Annotated in this window: 18 protein-coding genes; 5 read left to right on the forward strand and 13 right to left on the reverse strand. The window is 65.3% G+C overall.

Features of this window, described 5'->3' with window-relative positions; genetic code table 11:
• The 6 genes from EN780_RS07115 to EN780_RS07140 all read right to left on the reverse strand — a co-directional run.
• The coding region (locus EN780_RS07115; RefSeq protein ID WP_281035351.1) for a glycogen debranching N-terminal domain-containing protein at positions 1 to 539 on the reverse strand (539 nt) is incomplete at its 3' end.
• A 44-nt stretch (positions 540 to 583) separates the two neighbouring features.
• Positions 584 to 1,645, reverse strand: coding sequence for a glycosyltransferase family 4 protein (locus tag EN780_RS07120; protein WP_128272838.1), 1,062 nt, complete (start codon positions 1,643 to 1,645; stop codon positions 584 to 586).
• 67 nt (positions 1,646 to 1,712) lie between these two features.
• Positions 1,713 to 2,891, reverse strand: coding sequence for a hypothetical protein (locus EN780_RS07125; RefSeq protein WP_128272840.1), 1,179 nt, complete (start codon positions 2,889 to 2,891; stop codon positions 1,713 to 1,715).
• A gap of 41 nt (positions 2,892 to 2,932) precedes the next feature.
• Positions 2,933 to 3,943 (reverse strand): succinylglutamate desuccinylase/aspartoacylase family protein, encoded by a 1,011-nt coding sequence (locus EN780_RS07130; RefSeq protein ID WP_128272842.1) that lies wholly within the window; start codon positions 3,941 to 3,943, stop codon positions 2,933 to 2,935.
• Between the two features lie 10 nt (positions 3,944 to 3,953).
• Positions 3,954 to 4,298 carry a RidA family protein gene (locus EN780_RS07135; RefSeq protein WP_128272844.1) on the reverse strand — a complete coding sequence of 115 codons (345 nt, stop codon included), beginning with the start codon at positions 4,296 to 4,298 and terminating at the stop codon, positions 3,954 to 3,956.
• A 37-nt stretch (positions 4,299 to 4,335) separates the two neighbouring features.
• Positions 4,336 to 5,658 (reverse strand): alanine racemase, encoded by a 1,323-nt coding sequence (locus EN780_RS07140; protein WP_128272846.1) that lies wholly within the window; start codon positions 5,656 to 5,658, stop codon positions 4,336 to 4,338.
• A 77-nt stretch (positions 5,659 to 5,735) separates the two neighbouring features.
• On the opposite strand from EN780_RS07140, the gene EN780_RS07145 reads away from it, so the two are divergent.
• The gene (locus EN780_RS07145) at positions 5,736 to 6,677 is read left to right on the forward strand and encodes an amidohydrolase family protein (RefSeq protein WP_128272848.1); all 942 of its coding nucleotides are present in this window, start codon (positions 5,736 to 5,738) and stop codon (positions 6,675 to 6,677) included.
• Here the strand turns inward: EN780_RS07145 and EN780_RS07150 are convergent.
• From EN780_RS07150 to EN780_RS07165, 4 genes are read right to left on the reverse strand one after another with little or no spacing between them, the layout of a single operon-like run.
• Positions 6,651 to 7,622 (reverse strand): ABC transporter permease, encoded by a 972-nt coding sequence (locus EN780_RS07150; RefSeq protein WP_127392080.1) that lies wholly within the window; start codon positions 7,620 to 7,622, stop codon positions 6,651 to 6,653. The two genes, EN780_RS07145 and EN780_RS07150, sit on opposite strands and share 27 nt — an antisense overlap.
• The gene (locus tag EN780_RS07155; protein ID WP_127392081.1) at positions 7,619 to 8,584 is read right to left on the reverse strand and encodes an ABC transporter permease; all 966 of its coding nucleotides are present in this window, start codon (positions 8,582 to 8,584) and stop codon (positions 7,619 to 7,621) included. Before EN780_RS07155 ends, EN780_RS07150 begins: the two co-directional genes overlap by 4 nt.
• Positions 8,581 to 10,089 (reverse strand): sugar ABC transporter ATP-binding protein, encoded by a 1,509-nt coding sequence (locus EN780_RS07160; protein ID WP_128272850.1) that lies wholly within the window; start codon positions 10,087 to 10,089, stop codon positions 8,581 to 8,583. The genes EN780_RS07155 and EN780_RS07160 overlap by 4 nt, the downstream gene beginning before the upstream one ends.
• Before the next feature lie 18 nt (positions 10,090 to 10,107).
• Complete coding sequence (locus EN780_RS07165) at positions 10,108 to 11,160, reverse strand: ABC transporter substrate-binding protein (RefSeq protein ID WP_128272852.1); 1,053 nt, start codon at positions 11,158 to 11,160, stop codon at positions 10,108 to 10,110.
• A 237-nt stretch (positions 11,161 to 11,397) separates the two neighbouring features.
• Here EN780_RS07165 and EN780_RS07170 point away from each other — a divergent pair, with 237 nt between their 5' ends.
• From EN780_RS07170 to EN780_RS07185, 4 genes are all read left to right on the forward strand, one after another.
• The gene (locus EN780_RS07170; protein ID WP_127283714.1) at positions 11,398 to 12,195 is read left to right on the forward strand and encodes an IclR family transcriptional regulator; all 798 of its coding nucleotides are present in this window, start codon (positions 11,398 to 11,400) and stop codon (positions 12,193 to 12,195) included.
• An 845-nt stretch (positions 12,196 to 13,040) separates the two neighbouring features.
• Entirely contained in the window at positions 13,041 to 15,998 is a 2,958-nt protein-coding gene (locus EN780_RS40505; protein ID WP_281035352.1) for an Ig-like domain-containing protein, read from the forward strand.
• Between the two features lie 182 nt (positions 15,999 to 16,180).
• A complete protein-coding gene (locus tag EN780_RS07180) occupies positions 16,181 to 17,875 on the forward strand; it encodes a type I secretion system permease/ATPase (protein ID WP_128272858.1) in 1,695 nt (564 codons plus the stop codon).
• A 19-nt stretch (positions 17,876 to 17,894) separates the two neighbouring features.
• Positions 17,895 to 19,232 carry an HlyD family type I secretion periplasmic adaptor subunit gene (locus EN780_RS07185; RefSeq protein WP_128272854.1) on the forward strand — a complete coding sequence of 446 codons (1,338 nt, stop codon included), beginning with the start codon at positions 17,895 to 17,897 and terminating at the stop codon, positions 19,230 to 19,232.
• A 108-nt stretch (positions 19,233 to 19,340) separates the two neighbouring features.
• On the opposite strand, the gene EN780_RS07190 is transcribed toward EN780_RS07185, so the two are convergent.
• From EN780_RS07190 to pdhA, 3 genes are read right to left on the reverse strand one after another with little or no spacing between them, the layout of a single operon-like run.
• A complete protein-coding gene (locus tag EN780_RS07190) occupies positions 19,341 to 20,705 on the reverse strand; it encodes a pyruvate dehydrogenase complex dihydrolipoamide acetyltransferase (RefSeq protein WP_128272856.1) in 1,365 nt (454 codons plus the stop codon).
• A gap of 18 nt (positions 20,706 to 20,723) precedes the next feature.
• Complete coding sequence (locus EN780_RS07195) at positions 20,724 to 22,109, reverse strand: pyruvate dehydrogenase complex E1 component subunit beta (RefSeq protein WP_127393515.1); 1,386 nt, start codon at positions 22,107 to 22,109, stop codon at positions 20,724 to 20,726.
• 15 nt (positions 22,110 to 22,124) lie between these two features.
• Positions 22,125 to 23,165 (reverse strand): pyruvate dehydrogenase (acetyl-transferring) E1 component subunit alpha, encoded by a 1,041-nt coding sequence (gene pdhA, locus EN780_RS07200; protein ID WP_127286906.1) that lies wholly within the window; start codon positions 23,163 to 23,165, stop codon positions 22,125 to 22,127.
• Between the last annotated feature and the right edge of the window lie 111 nt (positions 23,166 to 23,276).

Here is a 23,276-nt window from a genome sequence, read left to right on the forward strand (position 1 = left end):
TAGTGAAGCAGCACCGACGTCGCATCGATCTTGGCCGCGTGTGCGGTGCCCCGCTTTGCCCTCGTCGAGCCGCGCACCTCGAACATGTCGCGGAAATCGGCGGCAAAGTGCAGCGAAACGCGGATGGCCGACGTCTCCTGGCTGTAATTGGAAAGCGTGATGCGCTCGAACAGCCGGTCCTGCCAGATCAGCCTGACGCGCTCGACATGGATTGCGCCTTGTGAAATGTCTCGCCCGCCGGCGCTCTGGATCGGCAGATTGGTGAGGTTGCTGGTGAACAGCACATTGTCCTGGCTGAGCGAGGCGCCGAGCAGCGAGGTCTGCCGGCCGCCGACGGTCAGCCGGAATTCCGAAAGCACGCGCGTGTCGTCGCGGAAGAAGCCGTCACCCGCGCCCCTGATGTCGCCATAAGCGTCGGCCACCACGAAGCAGTCGCCCTGCTTCAGCGCGAACAGCCGGTGCGGTTCGCGCGGCGCGGTCTCGTCCAGCGAGGCAAGGGCAACGGCGGGATCAAGCTTGCGCTCGTCGAGCTCTGTCATCGGTTTCTTCCCGTTTGTTTCGCCCCCGGATCAGGCTGCGCCTCTCACGACGCCTTGGCTTCGGCTGAACCGCCGATGAGGCGCGCATAGGCCGCTGCATAGTCGCGAGCCATTCTGGTGGCGGAAAAGCGCTTTTCGAAGGCCGCCCTGACCTTTCGACGGTCCAGCCGAAGCAGCGCCGGCACTGCCTCGATCGCCTCGTCCATCGACTCCACGACAAATCCGGTCACGCCCTGGTCGATGATCTCCGGCAAGGCGCCGCGATTCCAGGCAATCGACGGCGTGCCGCAGGCCATCGCCTCGATTGGAGCCAGGCCGAACGGCTCCGGCCAATCGATGGGAAACAGCAGGCCGGCCGCCTTGCCGAGGAAGTCGGCCTTCTCGTCCTCGGCGATCTCGCCGACATAGTCGACGCGGTCACCGTCGATCAGCGCCTCGATCTCGTCATGGAAATAGGCGCGGTCGTCGTCGCCGATCTTGGCCGCCAGCTTCAGCTTCAACCCCGAGCGGCGCGCGATCTCAATGGCGCGGTCAGGCCGCTTGTCGCGCGAAAGCCGACCAAGAAAGGCAAGGTACGGTTCCTCCTTCGTCGTCTCGAAAGCGGGCCGGTAGATATCGATCGGCAATCCGTGGTGGATCGTCGCCAGCCAGTTGGCCTCGGCCAGCCCCGCTCTCTGGCTGCGCGAGATGGAGATCATCGGAAAGCGCGGAAAGCGCCGGTAGGCGGGCGCCAGATCGACATAGTCCAGCCTGCCATGCGGCGTCGTCACCGTCCGTCCGGCCATATCCGCGAAGAAGGGAAAATGCAGGAAATGGCTGAGATGGAAGTGGATGAGGTCGAACTCGTGCGCCCGCTCGCGGACCTCGGCCAGCATCGCCAGATGCGCTGCTATCTCCGATTTCTTCGGGCGCGGGTCGAGGCGAAGCGCGCATTCCCGGCCAGGGATGAGCCTCGCGGAGGTGCGGCTGTCACCGCTGGCGAACAGCGTCACCTCGTGCCCCAGCGCCACCAGCGCTTCCGTCAGGTAGGAGACGATCCGCTCGGTGCCGCCATAGAGTTTCGGCGGCACGGACTCATAGAGCGGCGCGACATGGGCAATTCGCATGATGTCTCCAGCTGATTGGCACAGGGCCAAAATGCATCAGCCGGCAGATCGTTCCGGGTTCCGCTTCTCAAGCTGACAGCGCCGCGCCGACCCAGTCGAGCCGCGCGGCGGGAACGAGGCCGTAATTGTAGAAGTTGATGCCGTCGACGCCGGGCGCCCTCGCCGGCTTCACCTTGGCAGCGAGCACGTCCGCGCCGGCCATCTCCGGATAAAAGAGCCGGTAGCCGGTGCCGAGGACCTTTTCCGGGCCGAGCGCCGCGCGTCCGGCTTCGAGCAGTCCAGCGACATCGCCCGCCTGCATGTCATAGGCGCACAGGATCGCCCCATCGCAGACCTTGCCGAGCGCGGCGAGATCGCAGCCGCCGAGCCAGCCCTCCTTCAGATCGATGATGACGACCCTGGTTGACGGGTGCGCCACCTCGCGCAGCTCGGCGACCAGGCTGGTCACCGGCTCGAAGCGCCAGGCGAGATAGGCGTGAAGTTCCGGCCACGGCAGGAAGGTATCGAGCCCGCTTGCCGGAAAGTCGGGAAAGCGCCGCTCGGGCACGGCGCGCTCGCAGGCCTCGGCGATCCATTGCCTGACCAGCTTTCGCGCCGGCTCGCCATCGACACCGGCCTCGGCGGCGCGATCCAGGCAGGATGGGCAGAAGCACAGCGACAGCAGGAAATCGTCCTCCGGCGTCAGGCCGACACCATCCTTTTCGTGATGGTACTCATGCGCAAAGCCCATGAAGGATGGGCTCTCGAGCTCGATCCGGTCCGGCCTGTAGCCGTGCGAGATATCCGCGACCAGCGCGCGCACATAGGCGCGCGCGTCCGGATGCGAGGGACAGAGATTGTAGTAGTTGGCATCACCGAAGGCGTTGCGGGTGACGGCCTCGGGGTGAAGCATGCCGAGGCGGGTGTTGTGCAGGCACACTGTCCAGCACGAGACCCCAGGCCCGCCCGCCTCGCGGCGGCGCACGAGCTGGCCGAGCACGTCGCCGCCTTCGCCGATCACATCGGCCACCTTGGGCTGGATGGCAAGGTCGGCCCAGCGCGCCGCCGTCGGCTGGAAGTAGATGGTGCCATCCTCCGGAAAGTAGGCCTTCCGGCGCGGGCTGCGCGGCTGCAGGAACCGCCCGGCATGGTAGGACGTGGCGAGGCTGACCATGTTCAGTCCCGCGCGCTGGGTTAGATCGCGTTCGACCGTCTCAAGGCCGAGATCCTGGATGTCCCAGGGATAGGTCCACATCGATAGCTGCATGCTGATCCTCGAGTTCGTAATGTGGCCAGGAGCCTCGGTCTTCAGCCTTCGACCGGCTCGGCCACCTGCATCAGACAGTCGCCAGCCTCGCACATCGTGTGCAGCCGGCGCGACAGCACGATGCCGCTCTCGGCGAAATGCAAGGCTTCCTCGTCGAGCTCGAGCCGTTCAAGGTCGTGATACCAGCCGGCCAATTGTCCAGCGCTCACGCTGTCACCGAGCCTGACGGCGGGCTCGAACCAGCCGCGCCGCGTCGCATAAATGCCCTGACTGTGGCGGGACAGCGAAAGCAGGCGCGTTGGAGCAATCGGCTCGGCCTCCGGCGCCAGAACGGGCGCATCGACCACGCCCAGCGCCACCATCAGCCTGTCGAGTGCGCGGGCGGTGAGCGCCATCGAATCCACCGTCGCCGTACTGCCGCCGCCGAACTCGCCGCTGACGCCGATCGCGCCGGCCCGGCGCGCGGCACCCATCGAGGTTGGCGAGGCAGCGCCATTGTCGGCAATGAAGCCATAGGGCATGCCGAGCGTGCGCATCAGCTCGACGCCGCGCCGATGGCGCTCGGGCTCGGGATTGCGTTCGACCAACGCCGTCGGCAGATGCTCCATCGAGGTGCCGCCGGAATGGATGTCGAAGACGACGTCGTGACGGGCAAACAGCTCGGTCTCGAGGAAATAGGCGAGCCGGCTGGTCGGCGCGCCCGAGGGATCGCCCGGAAAGGCGCGGTTTAGGTTGCCGCCGTCGAGCGGCGAGCAGCGCTTGGCGGCCATCACCGCCGGCGCGTTCGCCATCGGCAGGATGGTGACGCGACCCCTGATCCGCTTGGGATCGAGCCTGCGCACAAGCTTGGCCAGCGACAACTCGCCCTCATATTCGTCGCCGTGATTGCCGGCCATCAAAAGCAGCGACGGGCCTTCGCCGTTGCGGATCAGGCAGATCGGCACCTTGACCTGGAAATAGGGCGAGCGGTCGATCGAGAACGGAATGCTCAAGTGCGCGAGCGTCTTGCCGTCGCGGTCGAAATCGAGCGTGTGGACGAGGCCGGTATGCATGGCTCCCCCCTCAGACAGCCGCGACCGCCGTGACCTCGATGCGCAGGTCCGGATCGGCCAGCCGCGCCTCGACGCAGGCGCGGGCAGGCAGCCGCGTTGGGTCCACCCAGGCATCGTAGATCTTGTTCATCGCATCGAAGTCGCCGATCTGCGGCAGGAAGATGTTGACCGCTACGAGCTTCGACTTGCTGCTGCCGGCTTCGATGAGCAGCGACTCGATCTTGGCCAGCACATCGCTGGTCTGCGCCTCGATCCCGGCCTTGCGGTCGTTGGCGACCTGTCCTGCTATGTACACCATGCCGCCATAGACGACGGCCTGTGACATGCGGGAGCCGGACTGGAAGTACTTGATCATGTCGGATCCTTTCGAGAGTCTCTTCTTGTGGCCCTGGTCAGCCGAAATAGGTGGGGAAGGCGTGCGTCACATGCCCGCTCTCGTCGACGCCGAAGATGACGCGGTAACGGTCGAGGCAGGTGCAGGGGTGCGAGATGCCGAATTCGATGACGTCGCCGACGGCGATGTCATCGTCCGGCTGAAGCGACAGGAAGGCGTGCTGGTCGTTGAGTTTCACGACCTCGGCTTTTAACGGCACCGCAAGCGACTGGCCGGCGCGATAGACCGTCAGCGGCTTAGGGAAACCCTGGTCGAACGAGACGTCGCGCATGCCCATGCCGCAGATGGCGAGGCCGGTCTCGGGCCGCGACAGCACCTCCGCCCAGATGCGCAGCGCCGGGCGGAACGAACGCCGCGCCGAAGCGCCGGCGCCATCGACGGCAAAACCGTTGCGGGCATCGACCGCGCCCAGCGATCGGTCGTAGACGCCATGGTCGTGGAAGAAGATAGCGCCGCTGCGCAGCACCAGCCTCGCGTTGCCGTCCTTCGCGGCAAGCGGCGAAAGTGACGCGACCACCTTGTCGAAGAAGACCGAACCACCAGCCGTCATGATCAGCGGCGCCTCGCTGCCGACACGGGCGCGCAGCCTGAGGAACATGTCGCCGACATTCGCCAGCAGCGCCGAGACGACCTCGTCGGTGCGCACCGGATCGGGCTGCGCGGCTGCCCCTTCATAGGTCGCGACGCCTGCGATCAGCAAGCGTCCGCCGGTCGCCGCGATCGCATCGGCGATCGCCTCGGCTTCGGCGGTGCTTCGCGCACCTGCCCTCGCCGCGCCAAGCTCGACCAGCACGCGCAACGGAGCAAGCGCAGCATTGGCGCGCCAGGCCTGCGCCAGCGCGTTCACGGCGGCGACCGAGTCGGCGAAGACATAGAGCTCGGCGTTCGGCCAGGCACCGACGAGCGCCGCGAGCCGGTTCGCGCCGCCCGTGCCGCCGACCTCGTTGGCGATGATCAGCCGCGTCAGTCCGGCCTTGAGCATCACCGTGGCCTGCCTGATGTCGGCGACCGTGGTGCCCCACGCGCCAGCCTGGACCAGTGACCGAGCAAGATCGGGCGCCATCGGCGTCTTGGCATGCGGCGCGATCTCTGCGCCATGCTCACGGACATAGCGCAGGAACAGGTCGCGATTTGACGCGAAGGCGGCCTCTTCGAGCGTCAGCAAAGGCAGCGACATGCGCCCGTCAGCCGGATGCCAGCCTTGCTGGCCGACATGGCTGCTGTCTAGCGCGGCCGTGCCGGGCGGCACGCCGCGTATCCGGTCGTCGAGCCAAAAATTTTCATGCACGGCAAGCGGCGGAGCCGATGTGTTCCCGCTCATCGAATGCTACCTCTTGCGCCATCGCCAAACGAGGGCCTGACCGATTGTCGGCGCCCCCCACAGCCTGCGAGAAACGCGTGCCAGCCCCCTACTCCGGACCGATCATCGACGCCCATCATCATCTCTGGGACCTCGGCCTCGGCCGGCACCCCTGGCTGAACGCCACGGCCGGCGAACGCGGCGGCCTGGGCGAGCTTGGCCCGCTGCGTCGCAACTATCTTCCCGACGATTACCTCCGCGACGCCGGCCGGCACGATGTCGTTGCCAGCGTGCATGTCGAAGCCGGCTGGGCCGCCGGCGACTGCGTCGGCGAGACGCGCTGGCTGGAGACGCTCGAAAAGTCGCAAGGCGTCGCAGCCCGCTATGTCGTCCACGTGCCGCTGGCCAGCCGACAGGCGCCGGCGATGATCGAGGCGCAGGCCGCGTTCGACCGCGTCGTCGGCGTCCGCGACATTCTGAGCTGGGATCCTGATCCGGCGCGCCGCTTCGCCGCCCGCGACGGCATCATGGACGATCCGGCCTGGCGCTCCGGACTGAAGCTGCTCGGGCGCTACGGTCTCTCTTTCGACCTGATGGTGTTCCCGCGCCAACTGGCTGACGCCGCTCGCCTCGCCGCGGCGTTTCCGGACCAGCAATTCGTCCTCAACCATTGCGGCAGCCCGATCGACCGTGACGCCGACGGCATGCGCAGGTGGCGCGACGGGCTGCGGCTGCTGGCGCAGCGCGACAACGTCGCCGTCAAGATCTCCGACCTCGTCGCCTACGATCATGACTGGACGCTCGACAGCCTGCGACCGGTGGTCCTGCACTGCATCGACTGTTTCGGCGCGGATCGCGCCATGTTCGGCTCCGACTTTCCCGTCGCCGGCCTGCACGCCTCGTTCGACGAGGTGTATGACAGCTTCAAAGCCATTTCGGCTGGCCTTTCCGCGGACGAGCAGGGAGCACTGTTCTTCGGCAACGCAAGGCGCATCTACCGGCTGGACGAATTGTCATCGGCGGGCCTGCTCCCTGCCTGAGAGAAGCAGCAGGCCGAGAATCAGCGAGCCGAACAGGATGCTGCGCCAGCCGGGCGATGCGTTGACGACGGTGATCAGCGCGGTGATCGTCACCAGCAGGATCGCGCCGGGAATGGTCCCGGCATAGGTGCCGAGCCCGCCGAGAATGGACGTGCCGCCGAGCACCACCGCCGCGATCGAGGCAAGCAGGTAGGGATCGCCGATCCCGACATAGCCCTGTCCGTTCATGCCGAGCACAAGCACGCCGGCGAGCCCCGCGGTGAAGCCGCTGATGCCGTAGACGGCAAGCGTCGTCGACGTTACCGGCACGCCGGACAGGGTAGCGGCAAGCGGATTGGCGCCCATGGCGAAGATGCGCGCGCCGAAAGGCGTGGCATGCATCACCGTCAGCACGATCGCGGAAACGGCCACCCAGAGCAGAATGCCCGCCGGAATCCCGGCCGGCCGCGCATTGCCGAGCCAATGGACGAGCGGGTTTTCGGCCGTAACGGCGCTGCCGCCCGCAATGATGATCAGCAGACCCTGCAGGAAGGTCGCCATGGCCAGCGTCATGATCATCGGATGAACGCGCAGCAGCGCGACGCCAAGTCCATTAACCAGGCCGATCATTGTGGTCAGCGCAAGCACCGCGAAGACCGGCGCAAGGCCGGTCGGATCGGCCTGCCATGACAGCAACGGCAGGCTGATGGCGCTGACGGTGACGATCGCGGCAACGGAAAGATCGATGCCGCCGGCGATCACGACGAAGGTCTGGCCCGCAGCGACCAGGCCGATCACGGCGCCAAGTTCGACCAGATAGCGCAGATGGCCATAGGCGCCGAAGCCGCGCGAGGCGAAGCTCGCGCCGATCCACACCGCTGCGACGATGGCGACGGTGAGGAAAGGCCGGCTCTTCAGGATCGCCACGGCGCGCCTGCCGCCCGCGTTGTCGTTCCAGGCTGTCATGGCTGCACCTTGCGGAATTGCGGGATGGCGACGGCGCCGATGATGATCAGCCCCTGCGCGACATACTGCGCCACCGGCGTGAAGCCGAGGAAGAACATGACGCTGATCATCAGGCTGAGCAGCAGGCTGCCGGCCAGCGCGCCGCGCATCGTGCCCTGCCCGCCGAGGAAGCCGATGCCGCCGAGCACGGCGGCGGCGATGGAGTTGAGCGTGAAGGCGTTGCCGATCACCGGATCGCCCGAGCCCGTCTGTGCGGCGACGAAGAGGCCGGCGCTGGTCGAGAGGAGGCCGCTGATCGCATAGGCGGCGACGCGCGCCATATCGACCGGCACGCCGGACCGATAGGCGCCGACCGGATTCTCGCCGGCAGCATAGAGGCTCAATCCCAGCGGCGTCGCCAGATAGAGCTTCCACAGCAGGACGATCATCACCAGAAGCACGAAGGCAGCGGGGGTATCGCCGGCCAGCAGGTCGGAGAGCCATTCCGGAATGGCGCCGCCTGGCCGCGGCAGGATCAGCAGCGCGGCCCCGCCGATGATGAAGGAGCCGGCGAGCGTCACCACGATCGCCGGCAGGCGAAGCCTGACGACGATGAAGCCGGTGACGGCTCCGATGCCGAGCCCGGCCGTTGCAACGGCAGCAGCGCCGCCGGCGACGCCGAGCGGGCCCGCCATGGTGGTCGCGGCGATGACGGCGCCGAGGCTGACGGTGGCGCCGATCGCCAGGCTGATGCCGCCGGTGAGCATGAGGATCGCCTGCGCCATCGCCACCAATGCCAGCGGGAACCAGCTCTGGGTGAATTTGGCGAAGCCGGAGGCCGTGAACAGACCGGGGAACAGCACGCCGTAGGCGATGAGAAACGCCAGCACGACGACGAACAGGCTGCGCACGCCGATGTTGCGGCGCGCCTGCACCGGCCAGTAGAGCGAGCCGGCAGGTTTCGCGGAGGAAGAAATGCTCATGCCGCGACCTTCTGCTTCTCGGCGCCCATCGCCGCCGACACGATGGCTTCTTCGCTCAGCGCCGCGCGCTCGAGGGTGGCGACGATGCGGCCTTCCCGCACCACCGCCACGCGGTCGCACAGATGCACCAGCTCCGGCGTGTCGGAGCTGAGCAGTACGACGGCCTTGCCGGCGGCGGCGAAGGCGCGCAGCATCAAATAGATCTCGCGTTTGGTCTCGACATCGACGCCGCGCGTCGGGTCGTTGAGCAGCAGCACCAGCGGATCGTGCGGCATCCATTTCGCCAGCGCCACCTTCTGCTGGTTGCCGCCGGAAAGCGCCTGCGCCGGCCGTTCAAGATCGCCCTTGATGGCAAGCTGCGCGGCAAGGCCCTTTGCCGTCTTGCGCTCAGCCAGGCGGCTGCGCAGCTTCAGCGCCGGCAGCCGCGCGAAAGCAGGCAGCATCATGTTGGTGATGATCGGGTGGATCAGATGCAGTCCCTCGCGCTTGCGATCGGCCGGCACATAGGCGAGGCCGAGCGCATTGGCCTTCGGCACGCCGCCGGGCAGGCCCGACGCGCCATTGACGCTCGCCGAAGCCGTCCTTGCCGGAATGGCGCCGTAGAGGCCGAGCAGCAGATCCTCCTGCCCCTGCCCGACCAGGCCGCCGATGCCCAGCACCTCGCCCGTCCTGATGTCGAAATCGACGTCGCGCATCAGGCCGGCCGAGAAGTTGCGGACCGAGATCGCCGTGGCCGTCGACGCGGAAGGCTGCCACTTGGGAAAGAGATCGCCGGGGTCGCGGCCGACCATCAGCCGCACCAGCCCGCTGGCGTCTGTTCCGTCCAGCGAACGGTCCGCCGTGCAGGTGCCGTCCTTGAGCACCGTGACATGCTGGCAGAGCGCCATCACCTCGTTCAGCCGATGCGAGATGTAGAGGATGGCGATGCCTTCCCGGCGCAGCCGCTCCAGCAGATCGGTCAGGATCTTCGTTTCCGTCGCCGACAGCGACGAGGTGGGTTCGTCGAGGATCAGCACCCGCGGCCGGCGGTAGAGCGCCTTGGCGATCTCCACCATCTGCCGGCGCCCGAGCGACAGATGCCCGACCGGCGTCGACAGCGGCTCGTGCAGCCCGACGAGGCCGCACGCCGCCCTGGCCCGTGCGGCGAGCTCATTGTAGTCGACCAGGCCGAAGCGCTTCGGATAGGCGCCGAGGCCGATGTTCTCGGCGATCGAAAGGCTGGCCGTCAGGCTGAGCTCCTGCTGCACGACGGCAATGCCGGCCTGCCGCGCCAGCGCCGGCGTCATGCGCGCGACAGCGCGCCCGTCGACCTCGATCGCCCCACCATCCGGGCGCAAGGCCCCGGACAGAAGGTTGATCAGCGTCGACTTTCCGGCGCCGTTCTCGCCGAGCAGCGCATGCACGCGGCCGGGCTGGAGAGCGATCGAAACCTCGCGCAGGACGGGGTTGCCGAAGAAAGCCTTCGACACCCCCCGCGCGGCAAGGAGCGGAGCCCTGGTTGTCAATTCTACAACCCTTCCGGCTTACTTCTGCGCCAGCAGCTTCTTGAACAGCTCCTCATCGTAGGGCGAATAGATGTAGCCGTCAGCCGGGAAATCCTTGGCCCTGGCGAGGTATTCGTCGATGTTGGAATTGTCGATCACCGGCAGCGGGATCTTGACGAAGGCCGGCACGTCCTTGCCTTCAAGCGCCTGAACAGCGGTGTAGGTGGCGAAGGCGCCGAGCCAGTTCGGCTGCATGGTGGCCCAGCTCTTCAGGCCCTTATCCTTCCACAGTTCGAGGAACTGGCGCGCGTTCTCGCCGGTGATCGGCACCTGGTCGCGGCCCTGCTTGTCGAGCGCCAGCACCGCGCCCGCCGACAGCGCGCCGCCGAGCGACAGAATGCCGTCGATGTCGGGATTGGCGAACAGCAGGCTGGTGACGGCTTCCTGCGCCGGCGCGACATTGTAGGGCGTGTTGGTCTCGGCCAGGACCTTCACATCGGGATGAGCCTTGAGCTCGGCATCGGCGCCCTTGCGGCGGTCGTCGCTGACCGAGACGCCGGCCGGGCCGTTGAGGATCAGGATTTTGCCCTTGCCGCCGATGGCGTCGATCAGGAATTTGGCGGCCTGGTCGCCCCACTGCGAGGAATCGGTGTTGACCTTGGCGGTCACCTGGTCGGTGTCGACGAGGCTGTCGAAATTGATGATGGCGATGCCCTTGGCGCAGGCGTCGGCGATGACGCGCGCCGGGGCGGTCGAGGAACCGGCAATCAGGATGATGGCGTCGACATTGGAATCGATCATCGACTGGATCTGCTGGATCTGGACGTTGGCGTCGCCCTGGGCGTCGGTCACCACCAGCTTGTCGACCAGACCCTGCTTCTTCAGCGCCTCGACCTCGGCCTCGATGGTGCCCTGCGTCTGCTTCATCCAGGTCGGCACCGAATAAATGTTGGCCCAGCCGATCGTGTACGGCGCCTTGCGGTCGCCCTTGATGCATTTGGCGGCGGCATTGGCTTGCGAGCCTACGCCCAGGGCCAGGACGAGACCGAGGCAAAGGGCGCTGGCGGATGCGAAAAACGACGATTTCATCATGACTGTTCCCCTTCAGTGGTTGTGTCCGGGCGCGCGGGGTCGGGACGACAAAACCCGCCGGTTGCCGCGTTGCGGAACCGCCCGTTTTTTCGTCTGGACTTCTCTGTCCGGCTCGTTAATCTGTCCGGTATTTCAGACATCATGTCTGTATATCGGACAGAAGGGATGCTAGACCGAGCCTTGACTTCTTTCAAGCGTCTTGAGACGAGGACTTAAAAATGATTTCGGGCGGCTGAAATGAGCGATGGCAAGACCGATCTGATCGAGGCTGGCGGTGCGTCACCGCAAGGTGGCGAGCGGCGCCGTGGCATCGACCGCGTCATCATGCTGCTCGAGGCGCTGCTCAGGCACCGCGCGCCGGTGCGCGTCGGCGACCTCGCCAAGATGATCGGGGCGCCGCGCTCGACCACCTACGAGATCGTCAACCGCCTGCTCGAAGCCGAGATGCTCGAGACTGTCGGCACCGAGGGCTATGTCTATTTCGGCCGGGCGATGCACCTGTTCGGCTGGGCCTATTCGCACCACAACGCGCATTACCGGCGCATCCTGGAGACGCTGGACAGGATGGCGGCGGAGACCGGCGAGACGGTTCAGATGTGTGGGCTGCGCGGCAACAAATACGTCGTCCTCGACTGCCGCGATTCGCCCGGACCGTTCCGCATTTCCAGCGATGTCGGCGTCGAGGTGCCGATTCCGTGGACGGCGTCGGGACGTCTGCTGGTCGGCCATATGGGCAAGGAAGAGCTGAAGAGCTTCATTCCCGCCGGCGACTACAAACTGCCCGACGGCCGGATCATTCCTGCGGAAGAATTCTTCGCCGACGTCGAACTGGCGCGCCAGCAGGGCTTCAGCGAGACCGCGGCACTCGCTGACCGCTTCACCTGGTGCATGGCCGCGCCGATCCAGGACGGCCACGGCGCCATCAACAAGACGCTCTGTTTCGTACTGCCCGTCGACACGCCGGAAGCGCGCCGAAGCGAGTTGCTTGCCCTGCTGCGCGAACGCGCCAGCGGCCTGTCGTTGGCGGGAAGCTAGCTCTCGCCGACCGGCTCACCGAGTTCGGCCACGAGATCGCGACGCCGGCCGAGCCACGCCGGATGCTTGGCCTGAAAGGTGCCTCAGGATTTTGATGCGCGCAGTTGCTTGGCGAAACGCGCCCGGTGTCGAGCAAGGCCGCCGGACCATCGGTCCCCGCCCTCTTGGCCGCATGAGGAAAAGAGCGGCAAGGCGGAGCTGAACCACGGGGTCTCTACCGGCGCAGCCTATCTTCCGGATGCGTCGATTGCCGCGCAACCGGTCCTGCGGCCATGCGCTGAAATGAGTAGCGGCCGTAATATTAACTGTTATGCCAAGCAGGATGTTGACGCCTCCTCGCTGACAGGGTTAATAATACCCTAATATAAGCGTCGAATAAAATGGCCCCCGACCGGCAACAACGGGTTAAGCGACGCTAAAGGGGCTGGGGAGACGCAGCGCGGCGATCGCTTTCGCCGCAGCCATCACCATTTGAGCCACCACCCGCCTGTGACCGGCCACGCATTTTGCTGGCCGTAGCTCAGCGCCGGCATCGGGGCCCTCTGGTGCGCTGATACAATCGATGTCTGCCGGTATCTGCGCGCCGGCTGTGCAACATTTTCAGTCAAGAAGCGGCTGGTCTTTCAATGGGGTCGACAGGCGGTGGGGCGTCTGTCGTTAAACAACAGGGGTGAAAAATGGCTACTCAGGTCACCGGTGCCGGCGGCACCACGACGTCTTCGTTTGTTGGCGAAGGCGAATTTGCCCTCACATATTCCCAATTTTGGTACGCCCCCGCTGCAAATGGCGGGTCGACGTCGGCATTGCCGACCCACAAGAACAACTAGGGCGATAGGGGACAGGTCATGGCAACGACCATTGGCACGAACAGCAGCGACAATCTGGTTGGCGGCAGCGGAGACGACGTGCTGGCCGGCGGCGCTGGAGACGATCGTCTGAACGGCGGATCGGGTGATGACATCCTCAATGGCGGTAGCGGCTTTGACACCGTTCTTGGAGGCTCAGGGACAGATACGCTGATCTACAAAGCCTATGAAAACCAGTACCGCCTTGGCAGCACATTCACGAGTTCCACCCAGACGGTAACAGGCGGGACGCTGTATTCTGGAACAGACCAGACCGCTAGTGGGACAGTACCCACTCAAACGGCTTTGAGCGGAACTACTTTTACGGGCTATGATACCTATGACGGCGGAAACGGCGCGGTGCAGCTCGGCAAGACCGGCTCCACACCGGACGTCGACACTCTGCAGATATGGCTCAGTGCGGCCCAACTGAGCGATGCCGCAATTACGGCAGAGATCGCATACTTCAAGAATGTTTGGCTTCCGGCGCACATAAGCGCCCAAACCGGCCAGGCCGATAGCTCGGTCTATACTTTTAAGACGCTCGATCTCAAGGTCACGGGCGTTGAGAAGGTTTTGGTTCTCGATAGTGCCGGCAAGGTTCCTGTAGCCGTCGATATTGTCGATTCTTCCTTGAGTGATAGCGACAACAACTCGGTCGTAACCTTCACATTCACTGGCCCGGTGACGGGTTTCACAGCGGCCGATGTTACGGCGTCTCACGGCACGCTGACTGACTTTCAGATGATTGATACTTCGCACTATACGGCGAAGTTCACCGCAGCAGACGGTTATGATGGCATTGGCACCGTTTCGGTCACGGCCGGCAGTTATACCGACACCGCCGGCAACGCTGGCGCTGGTGGCAGCGACACGGTGGCGATCGACACACTCAATCCGACAGTTGCGGTCAATATCGTCGACGGCGCGCTGGCCGACGGCGACAACAGCTCGGTCGTCACCTTCACCTTCTCGGAGGTTCCGGTCGGCTTCGACGCCGGCGACATCACCGCCACGCACGGCACCATCAGCGGCTTGGCGGCGACGGCCGACCCGCTGGTCTACACCGCCACCTTCACCGCCGACGACGGCTTCACCGGCACCGGCTCGGTGTCGGTGACCGCCGGCAGCTACACCGACGCCGCCCTCAACCTCGGCGGCACCGGCTCCGACACGGTGGCCATCGACACCGCTGGCGACATCACACCACCAAATATCACGCTGATAACGGGCGTTCAGGGAAATGCCGGCTCGCCGAGCACCCTGATCGTTCGGTTCAGCGAAACCGGTATGAACCACACGTTCTTCGATGCGACGAAACTGACCTTGACGCCTGGGGTCAGCCTTGTCTCAACTACCGGTACATGGGGCACCACCACCGACGGCAGCGGCAATACGGTCGACACCTACACGCTCCAGGTGACTAAACCCAACAACGGTTTCACCTACACGGCAACTTTTGCTGCCGGTGCTTTCAAGGACGGTGCCGGCAACCTCAGCACCGCCGCGAGCCAAACCGGCCTCAAACCCGCCGGCACCTCCGGCGAGCCCATCAACCTCGCCCTCACCGATCCATCGCATGAGGGCGCGCTCATCACCGTCACGGTGAAGGATGTGCCCTCCGGCTGGACCATCGACGGTGCGACACACAATGCCGACGGCAGTTGGACGGTTGTGACGAACGACCTGCACGGGCTGACGGTCACCACGCCGGCCGACTTCGCCGGGGCGGCGGTGCTCGATGTCCAGATGACCTGGACCAACGCCGACGGCACGACCGGAAGCGCTTCGATCGCCGACAATGTCGAAGCCTATGCGCCCGGCTCGCCGATCTTCGCCTGGTCGGGCGACGACGTGCTGACCGGCTCGAGTGGCGACGATCTCTTTGTCTTCTCGCAGCCGATCGGCAACGACACGGTGCACAGCTTCGATACCGCCGCGGACAAGATCGACCTGATCGGCTATTCCGGCTTCCAGAGCTTCGCCGATGTCCAGGCGCATATGGCCGACGACGGCAACGGCAATGCGATGATCGCGCTTGCCGACGGCCAGTCGATCACGATCGACGGCGTGCATTCGAGCGCGCTCACCGAAGGCAATTTCGTCTTCGACCAGACGCCGGTGGTGAACAATGCCGGCACCATGACGATCAGCAACGGCGCCTTGATGCCGTTGAGCGGCACGATCAACAACAGCGGCCTCATCTCGCTCGACTCTGCCGGCAGCGGCACACTGCTGCAGATCATCCAAAACGGGATAACGCTGCAGGGGGGCGGGCAGATCGTGCTCTCTGACAGCGCTGGCAACGTGATCTCGGGCACGACCGCCGATGTCACCCTGACCAATGTCGACAACACCATCTCGGGCGCCGGCCAGTTGGGTGGCGGTTCCCTGTCGCTGAACAACCAGGGCACTATCATCGCCACCGGAACCCATGCGCTCGTCATCGACACCGGCTCCAACGTCACCGTCAACTCGGGAACGCTGGAGGCAACTGGTTCGGGCGGCCTGATGATCACCGGTGGGCTCGCCAATTCCGGGCTGATCTGGGCCAATGGCGGCAACGTCACCATCGAAGGTCAGGTCACCGGCACAGGCAGCGCCACCATCGGCAACCTGTCGCAACTGGAGTTCGGCGAGGCCTCGTCGATCAACGTCACCTTCGCCATGGATGCCGCCGGCATCCTGCGGCTGGACGATTCCTTCGACTTCAGCGGCAAGATCGGCGGAATGACCAGCGACGACAAGATCGACCTCGGCGACATCTTGTTCGGGGCCGGAACGTCAGCCGCCTATCAGGTGGACCAGGACGGCACCGGAGGCACGCTGACTGTCACGGACGGCACGCACAATGCCACGCTCCACCTGCTCGGCGTCTACGATGCCGACAGCTTCGCCCTTGCCGACGACGGCGCCGGCAGGACGGTGGTTCATCTGACGACCGACTTCGTGCTGTGAAGAAGAACCTGAGCCGCGCGGATATGCGCGGCTCAGCTGACGTTGCAGGACAGCTCGTTCACCTTGCGAATTAAGGTTTACAACAGGTTTACGAGCCGATCGCATGGCTGGCGGGAAGATCGGGAGTAGTATCGGTTCGGGGCGTGTAGACAGGGGGCGGTTCTCCGCTGGGCATTTTGGGCATCGATAACAAATCGCAGATCGTGAAGGACGCGCTTCGGGCGTGTCGCCGCTATTTCCTGGTCGCGGCGGCGTTCAGCCTGGCGATCAATCTGCTCTATCTCGCCTCGCCGCTCTACATGCTGCAGATCTACGACCGGGTGGTTACCAGCGGCAGCCAGACGACGCTGGTGATGCTGACGATCGTGCTGCTGGCGGCCTTCCTTGCGCTGGCCGGCCTCGATCTAGTGCGCGCCTGGATCCTGACGCGCGCCAGCGCGCGCCTGGATCGGCTGCTTTCGGCCAGGATCCTCGCCGCATCGGTGGAAACGCCTTCGCAGGGCGCCGCGCAGAGCCAGCCGATCCGCGACTTCGACACCTTCCGCCAGGTCATCACCGGCAGCGGCATCCACGCGCTGTTCGACCTGCCCTGGTCGCCGATCTACATCGGCATCATCTTCCTGCTGCATCCCTGGCTGGGGTTCTTCGCGCTCGGCTCAGCGCTTCTGCTCATTGCCATGGCCGTGCTCAACGAATACCTGGTGCGCGCGCCGCTGAAGCAGGCCAACGACATCGCGACGACCAACTACAATTTCACCGAGATGAGCCTCAGGAATTCGGAAGTCGTGCGCGCCATGGGCATGATCGACGGCCTCGTCCGCCGCTGGGGCCGCGACCGCAACCTTGCACTCTTGCGTCAGGCGCAAGCCAGCGACCGCGCCGCGCTGATGTCGGGGCTGATCCGCTTCCTGCGCCTGACCATGCAGTCGCTCATCCTCGGCCTCGGCGCCTATCTGGTGATCGAACGGCAGACCACCGCCGGCTCGATGTTCGCGGCCAGCCTGTTGCTCGGCCGCGGGCTGCAGCCCGTCGAGCAGATCGTCGGCCTGTGGCGCAGCCTGATCCTGGCGCGCGCCGCCCTTGCGAGGGTTCGCAAGCTGGTCGATGGCGGCGGGCAAAGCGAGCGGTCTTTCAACCTGCCGAAGCCCACCGGCAGGATCTCTGTCGAGCAGGTGAGCTTCGCCGTTCCCAGTGTGCAGAAGGTGCTGCTGCGCGACGTGTCGTTCCGGCTGGAGGCCGGCGAGGCGCTGGGCATCGTCGGGCCTTCGGGCGCCGGCAAGTCGACGCTGGCCAGGCATCTGGCGGGCGTCATGCAGCCCAGCCGCGGCACCGTCAGGCTGGATGGGGCCGACATGTCGCATTGGGGGCGCGATGCGCTGGGCGACCACATTGGCTATCTGCCGCAGGATATCGAGCTCTTCGCCGACACCGTCGCCGCCAACATCGGCCGCTTCAAGACCAATGTCGACCAAGAGGTGATCGAGGCCGCGCGGCTGGCCGGCGTGCACGAGATGATCATCCGTCTGCCGCAGGGCTACGAGACGCAGATCGGCGAAGGCGGCGCGGTGCTGTCCGGGGGCTATCGCCAGCGCATCGCTCTTGCGCGGGCCGTGTTCGGCACGCCGAACCTCATCATCCTGGACGAGCCGAGCTCCAATCTCGACGCCGATGGCGACCGCGCGCTGAGCGACTGCGCGATCGAGCTAAAGCGGCGCGGCAGCACGGTCATCATCGTCTCGCACCGGCCCTCGACACTCGCCAATGTCGACAAGATCCTGCTCTTGCGCGACGGCGCCGTCGAAGCCTTCGGCATGCGGAACGAAATCGTGGCGCTGCTCAACCAGCGCCAGGCTCCAATAGCGGTGGCAACCCAATGAGCTGCGAGGGGAGAGACGTTTGAGCGACAGCGCCCTCATCTATCGCAGCCTGCCCGGCGAAGCCGGCATCCCGGCCCCGGATTCGATCCGGCTGCCGGCCCTGATCGGCCTGTTGATCATCCTCGCCTTCTTCGGCGTCTTCGGCGGCTGGGCGGCCTTCGCGCCGCTGAACGGCGCCGTGCTCGCCGATGCTGTGGTCAAGGTGGAAGGCAACCGCAAGAGCCTGCAGCACTTCGACGGCGGAACGGTGAAAGAGATCCGCGTCAAGGACGGCGACATCGTCAAGACGGGCCAGGTCCTGCTGCTGCTCGACGACACCAGGCTGCGCTCCGAGTTCAATCTCTACGCCCAGCAATATGCGCTGCTGCGCGCCACCGACGCCAGGATCCGGGCGGAGTTGGACGGCAGCCAGGACGTTGCCTTTCCTCAGGACATCGCCGGCGAGCACCAGGCCTATCTCAAGGACGCCATGGCCAACCAGGTCGCCGACCTCGAAAGCCAGCGCGCTTCGTTGGCAGGCGCCAGGCAGATCCTCCAGAAGCGGATAGCCGAGCTCGACGAGCAGATCGACGGCAAGCAGGCCCGCGTCGATTCATACCGTGCCCAGCTGCAATCGACCGTCGACGAGAAGGCGAGCCTGTCGAAGCTGCTGAAGGCCGGATTGACCACCCGCCCGCGCATCCTGGAACTCGACCGATCCGCCTCGGACCTGCAGGGCCTGATCGACGAGAACCTCGGCGCCATCGCCGGCAGCCGGCAGACCAAGGCCGAACTCGAGAGCCAGATCGCACAATTGACCAACGAGCGCCGGGCCAAGCTCTCGGCGATGCTGATCGAGACGCAATCCAATCTCGCCGACCTGGTGCCCAAGATGTTCGCGGCCCAGGCCGCCATGGACCGCGCCGAGGTCCGCGCGCCCTATGACGGCCAGGTGATGGACCTCACCGTCTTCTCGATCGGCGCGATCGTTGCGCCGGGCCAGACCATCCTCGACATCGTGCCAACCAAAAATTCGCTGATTGTCCAGGCGCAGGTTCGCGTCGAGGACATATCGAGCCTCAGAGCCGACATGACGGCCGAAGTCCGCTTCACATCCTACAAGCAGCGCTCGATACCGATCATCCACGGACATGTCACCCGCATATCGGCCGACCGCATCACCGACAGCAAGACGGGCCTTCCCTATTATGTCGCCGACATTGCGGTCGATCCGGCCGAACTGGCGGCCGCCCCTGAGATATCGCTCTATCCCGGCATGCCGGCCTCGGTGATGATCGTCACCGAGGAGCGCACGGCGCTCGACTATATCCTTGGGCCGCTGGTGACATCGTTCCACACCGCCTTCCGGCAGAAATAGCTCCCGGACCGGATCAAAGGGACGCTCGGTCGTTCTGATCCAGGACACGGCTCTTCCTGAAAGCGCCCGCCGGCTCGGCGACCGGGTAGAGCCTGTGCTATCGGGCAGTCAGACCAGCATGCCCATCGGATTTTCGATCATGCGCTTGAAGGCGCCGAGCAGTTCGGCGCCGAGCGCGCCGTCGACGGCGCGGTGGTCGGTCGACAGCGTCACCGACATGACGTTGGCGATCTTGATCTCGCCATTCTTCACCACCGCCCGCTGCTCGCCGGCGCCGACCGCCAGGATCGTCGCATGCGGCGGGTTGATGACGGCGGCGAAATCCTTGATGCCGAACATACCGAGATTGGAAACAGCCGTGGTGCCGCCCTGGTATTCCTCCGGCTTCAGCTTGCGGCTGCGGGCGCGGCTGGCCAGGTCCTTCATCTCGTTGGAGATCGTCGACAGCGTCTTTTCGTCGGCATGGCGGATGATCGGCGTGATCAGGCCGCCAGGGATCGACACGGCGACGCCGACATCGGCGTGCTTGTGCTTGACCATGGCGCTGTCGGTCCACGAGGCATTGGCATCCGGCACCGCCATCAGCGCCATCGCCATCGCCTTGATCACCATGTCGTTGACCGAGAGCTTGTAGGCGGGAACCTCGCCCTTCTCGGTCTTCTTCACCGGTGCGGCGGCATTGAGCTGCGTGCGCAGCGCCAACAGCGCGTCGAGCTCGCAGTCGAGCGTCAGATAGAAATGCGGGATGGTTGACTTGGCCTCGACCAGGCGGCGCGCGATGGTCTTGCGCATACTGTCATGCGGCACGAGCTCGTAGGAGCCTTCGGCAAACAGCTTCAGCACCTGGTCGTCCGACATCGGCTTCGGCGCTGCAGCCGGAGCTGCCGCCGGAGCACCGGCAGGCGCCTTGGCAGCGGGCGCGGCCTTCGCGCCGCCGCCGGCAATCGCCGCCTCGACGTCAGCCTTGACGACACGGCCATGCGGCCCCGTTCCCGGGACATTAGCCACATCGACGCCGGCATCCTTGGCGATGCGGCGGGCAAGCGGCGAGGCGAAGGTGCGCTCGCCGCCAGCGTGGCCATTGGCGGCCGGAGCAGGCTCTGCCTTCGCCGGCGCGGGCGCCGCCGCGGCTGCCGGCTTCGGCGCTTCCGCCTTTGGCGCTTCGGCTTTCGGAGCCTCGGCCTTGGGTGCAGCATCGCCACCACCCTTTGCGGCAGCGCCGGCATCCTCGCCTTCGCCGGCCAGGATGGCTATCAGCGCGTTGACCTTGACGCCTTCGGTACCAGCCGGAACGACCAGCTTGGCGACCGTGCCTTCATCGACGGCCTCGACCTCCATCGTCGCCTTGTCGGTCTCGATCTCGGCGATCACGTCGCCCGGCGAAACCTTGTCGCCCTCTTTCACGAGCCACTTGGAAAGATTGCCTTCTTCCATCGTGGGCGAGAGTGCCGGCATGGTGATGTTGATTGGCATGTTTCCCTCCCACCCGGCTCAGCGATACGTGACGGCTTTGACCGCCTCGACGACCTCGCCGACATTGGGCAATGCCAGCTTTTCGAGGTTGGCCGCGTAAGGCATCGGCACGTCCTTGCCGGCGATGGTGATGACCGGCGCATCGAGGAAGTCGAAAGCGCGCTGCGACACCTGGTTGGCGATATGGTCGCCGACCGAGCTCTGCGGGAAACCTTCCTCGACCACGACCAGGCGATTGGTCTTCTTGACCGAGGCGATGATGGTGTCGAAGTCGAGCGGACGGATGGACCTCAGATCGATGATTTCGGCGTCGATGCCCATGCCGCGCAACTCTGCTTCGGCCTTGACCGCGTAGGTCATGCCGATGCCGAAGGAGACGATGGTGACGTCCTTGCCCGGCTTATGAATGCGCGCCTTGCCGATCGGCAGCACGAAATCGTCGAGCTTCGGCACATCGAAGGACTGGCCGTAGAGAATTTCGTTCTCGAGGAAGATGACCGGGTTCGGATCGCGGATCGCGGCCTTGAGCAGGCCCTTGGCGTCGGCCGCAGTGTACGGCATCACCACCTTCAGCCCGGGAACATGGCTGTACCAGGCGGCATAGCACTGCGAGTGCTGGGCGGCGACGCGGGCGGCGGCGCCGTTCGGTCCGCGAAAGACGATCGGTGCGCCCATCTGGCCGCCCGACATATAGAGCGTCTTGGCGGCCGAGTTGATAATCTGGTCGATCGCCTGCATGGCGAAGTTGAAGGTCATGAACTCGACGATCGGCTTCAGGCCAGCCATCGCGGCACCGACGCCGACGCCGGCGAAACCGTGCTCGGTGATCGGCGTGTCGACGACGCGGCGCGGTCCGAATTCCTGCAGCAGGCCTTGCGTGATCTTGTAAGCGCCCTGGTACTCGGCGACCTCCTCGCCCATGACAAAGACGTCGCCGTCGCGGCGCATTTCCTCGGCCATGGCGTCACGCAGCGCCTCGCGCACCGTGGTCGACACCATCTCGGTGCCGGCCGGAATGTCCGGATCGGCGGCGACTTCCGCTCTCGGCGCTGCGGCGACCGGTGCCGCGGCCTCGCTCTTGGCCGCAACAGACGCAGGTGCTGCCGCCTCAGGCCTGGCGGGCTCCTCGCCGATGCCTTCGCCGGCCTTGTCGACGTCCTCGCCGTCAACCGCGATCACGGCGATCACAGCGTTGACCTTGACGCCTTCGGTACCGGCGGGAACCACGATCTTGGCGAGCGTGCCCTCGTCGACGGCTTCGACTTCCATCGTCGCCTTGTCGGTCTCGATCTCGGCGATGACGTCACCGGCGACGATCTTGTCGCCCTCGTTCTTCAGCCATTTGGAAAGATTGCCCTCTTCCATCGTCGGCGAGAGAGCGGGCATGAGAATTTCGATCGGCATGTCCTTGCCCTCCCTTTACAGTACGATGTCGGTCCAGAGCTCGGACGGATCCGGCTCGGCGTCGTTCTGGGCAAATTCGGCGGCGTCGGCGACGATGTCGCGGACCTCCTTGTCGATGGCCTTGAGCTCGTCCTCGCTGGCCCATTTCTTGTCGAGCAGCCGCGCCCTGACCTGCTCGATCGGGTCATGCTCGGAGCGCATCTTCTGCACTTCTTCCTTGGAGCGGTACTTCGCCGGATCGGACATCGAATGGCCGCGATAGCGGTAGGTCTGCATCTCCAGGATCAGCGGGCCGTTGCCGGCGCGGCACCATTCGGTGGCGAGATCGGCGGCGGACTTGACGGCGCGCACGTCCATGCCGTCGACCTGGATGCCGGGGATCTTGAAGGATGCGCCGCGATGCGAGAAATCGGTCTCGGCCGAGGAGCGCGACACCGAGGTGCCCATGGCGTAGCGGTTGTTCTCGATGATGAAGATCACCGGCAGCTTCCACAGCGAGGCCATGTTGAAGCTTTCGTAGACCTGGCCCTGGTTGGCGGCGCCGTCGCCGAAATAGGTCAGCGAGACGTTCTTGTTCTCGCGATAGCGGTTGGCGAAGGCGAGACCGGTGCCGAGCGACACCTGCGCGCCGACGATGCCGTGGCCGCCATAGAAATGCTTCTCCTTGGAGAACATGTGCATGGAGCCGCCCTTGCCCTTGGACAGGCCGCCCCGGCGCCCGGTGAGCTCCGCCATGACGCCGCGCGGCGACAGGTCCATCGCCAGCATGTGGCCGTGGTCGCGATAGGCGGTGATCATCTGGTCGCCTTCGATCAGCGCCATCTTCATGCCAGTGACGACAGCTTCCTGACCGATATAGAGGTGGCAGAAGCCGCCGATGAAGCCCATGCCGTAGAGCTGGCCGGCCTTTTCCTCGAAGCGGCGGATGAGCAGCATGTGCCGGTAGGCGGCGAGCTCATCGTCCTTGGTGAAGTCGGCAGGCTTCGGGGCCGAGAGCCCTTGTGATTTACCGTCGTTTTTGGATTTGGCAGGCGCTTTTCTGGCGGCGGTGGCCATGCATCACTCCCTGTTGGCGTCTCTTCGCGGACATTTAGAGCAGGATGAAATCCGCTCCGAGGGAGATCGTCTCTCCCCACCGATTTAAGCGAGGCTAACACGCATAAAAGC

The sequence above is a fragment of the Mesorhizobium sp. M4B.F.Ca.ET.089.01.1.1 genome (genome assembly GCF_004022605.1).
Classification (GTDB): domain Bacteria; phylum Pseudomonadota; class Alphaproteobacteria; order Rhizobiales; family Rhizobiaceae; genus Mesorhizobium; species Mesorhizobium abyssinicae.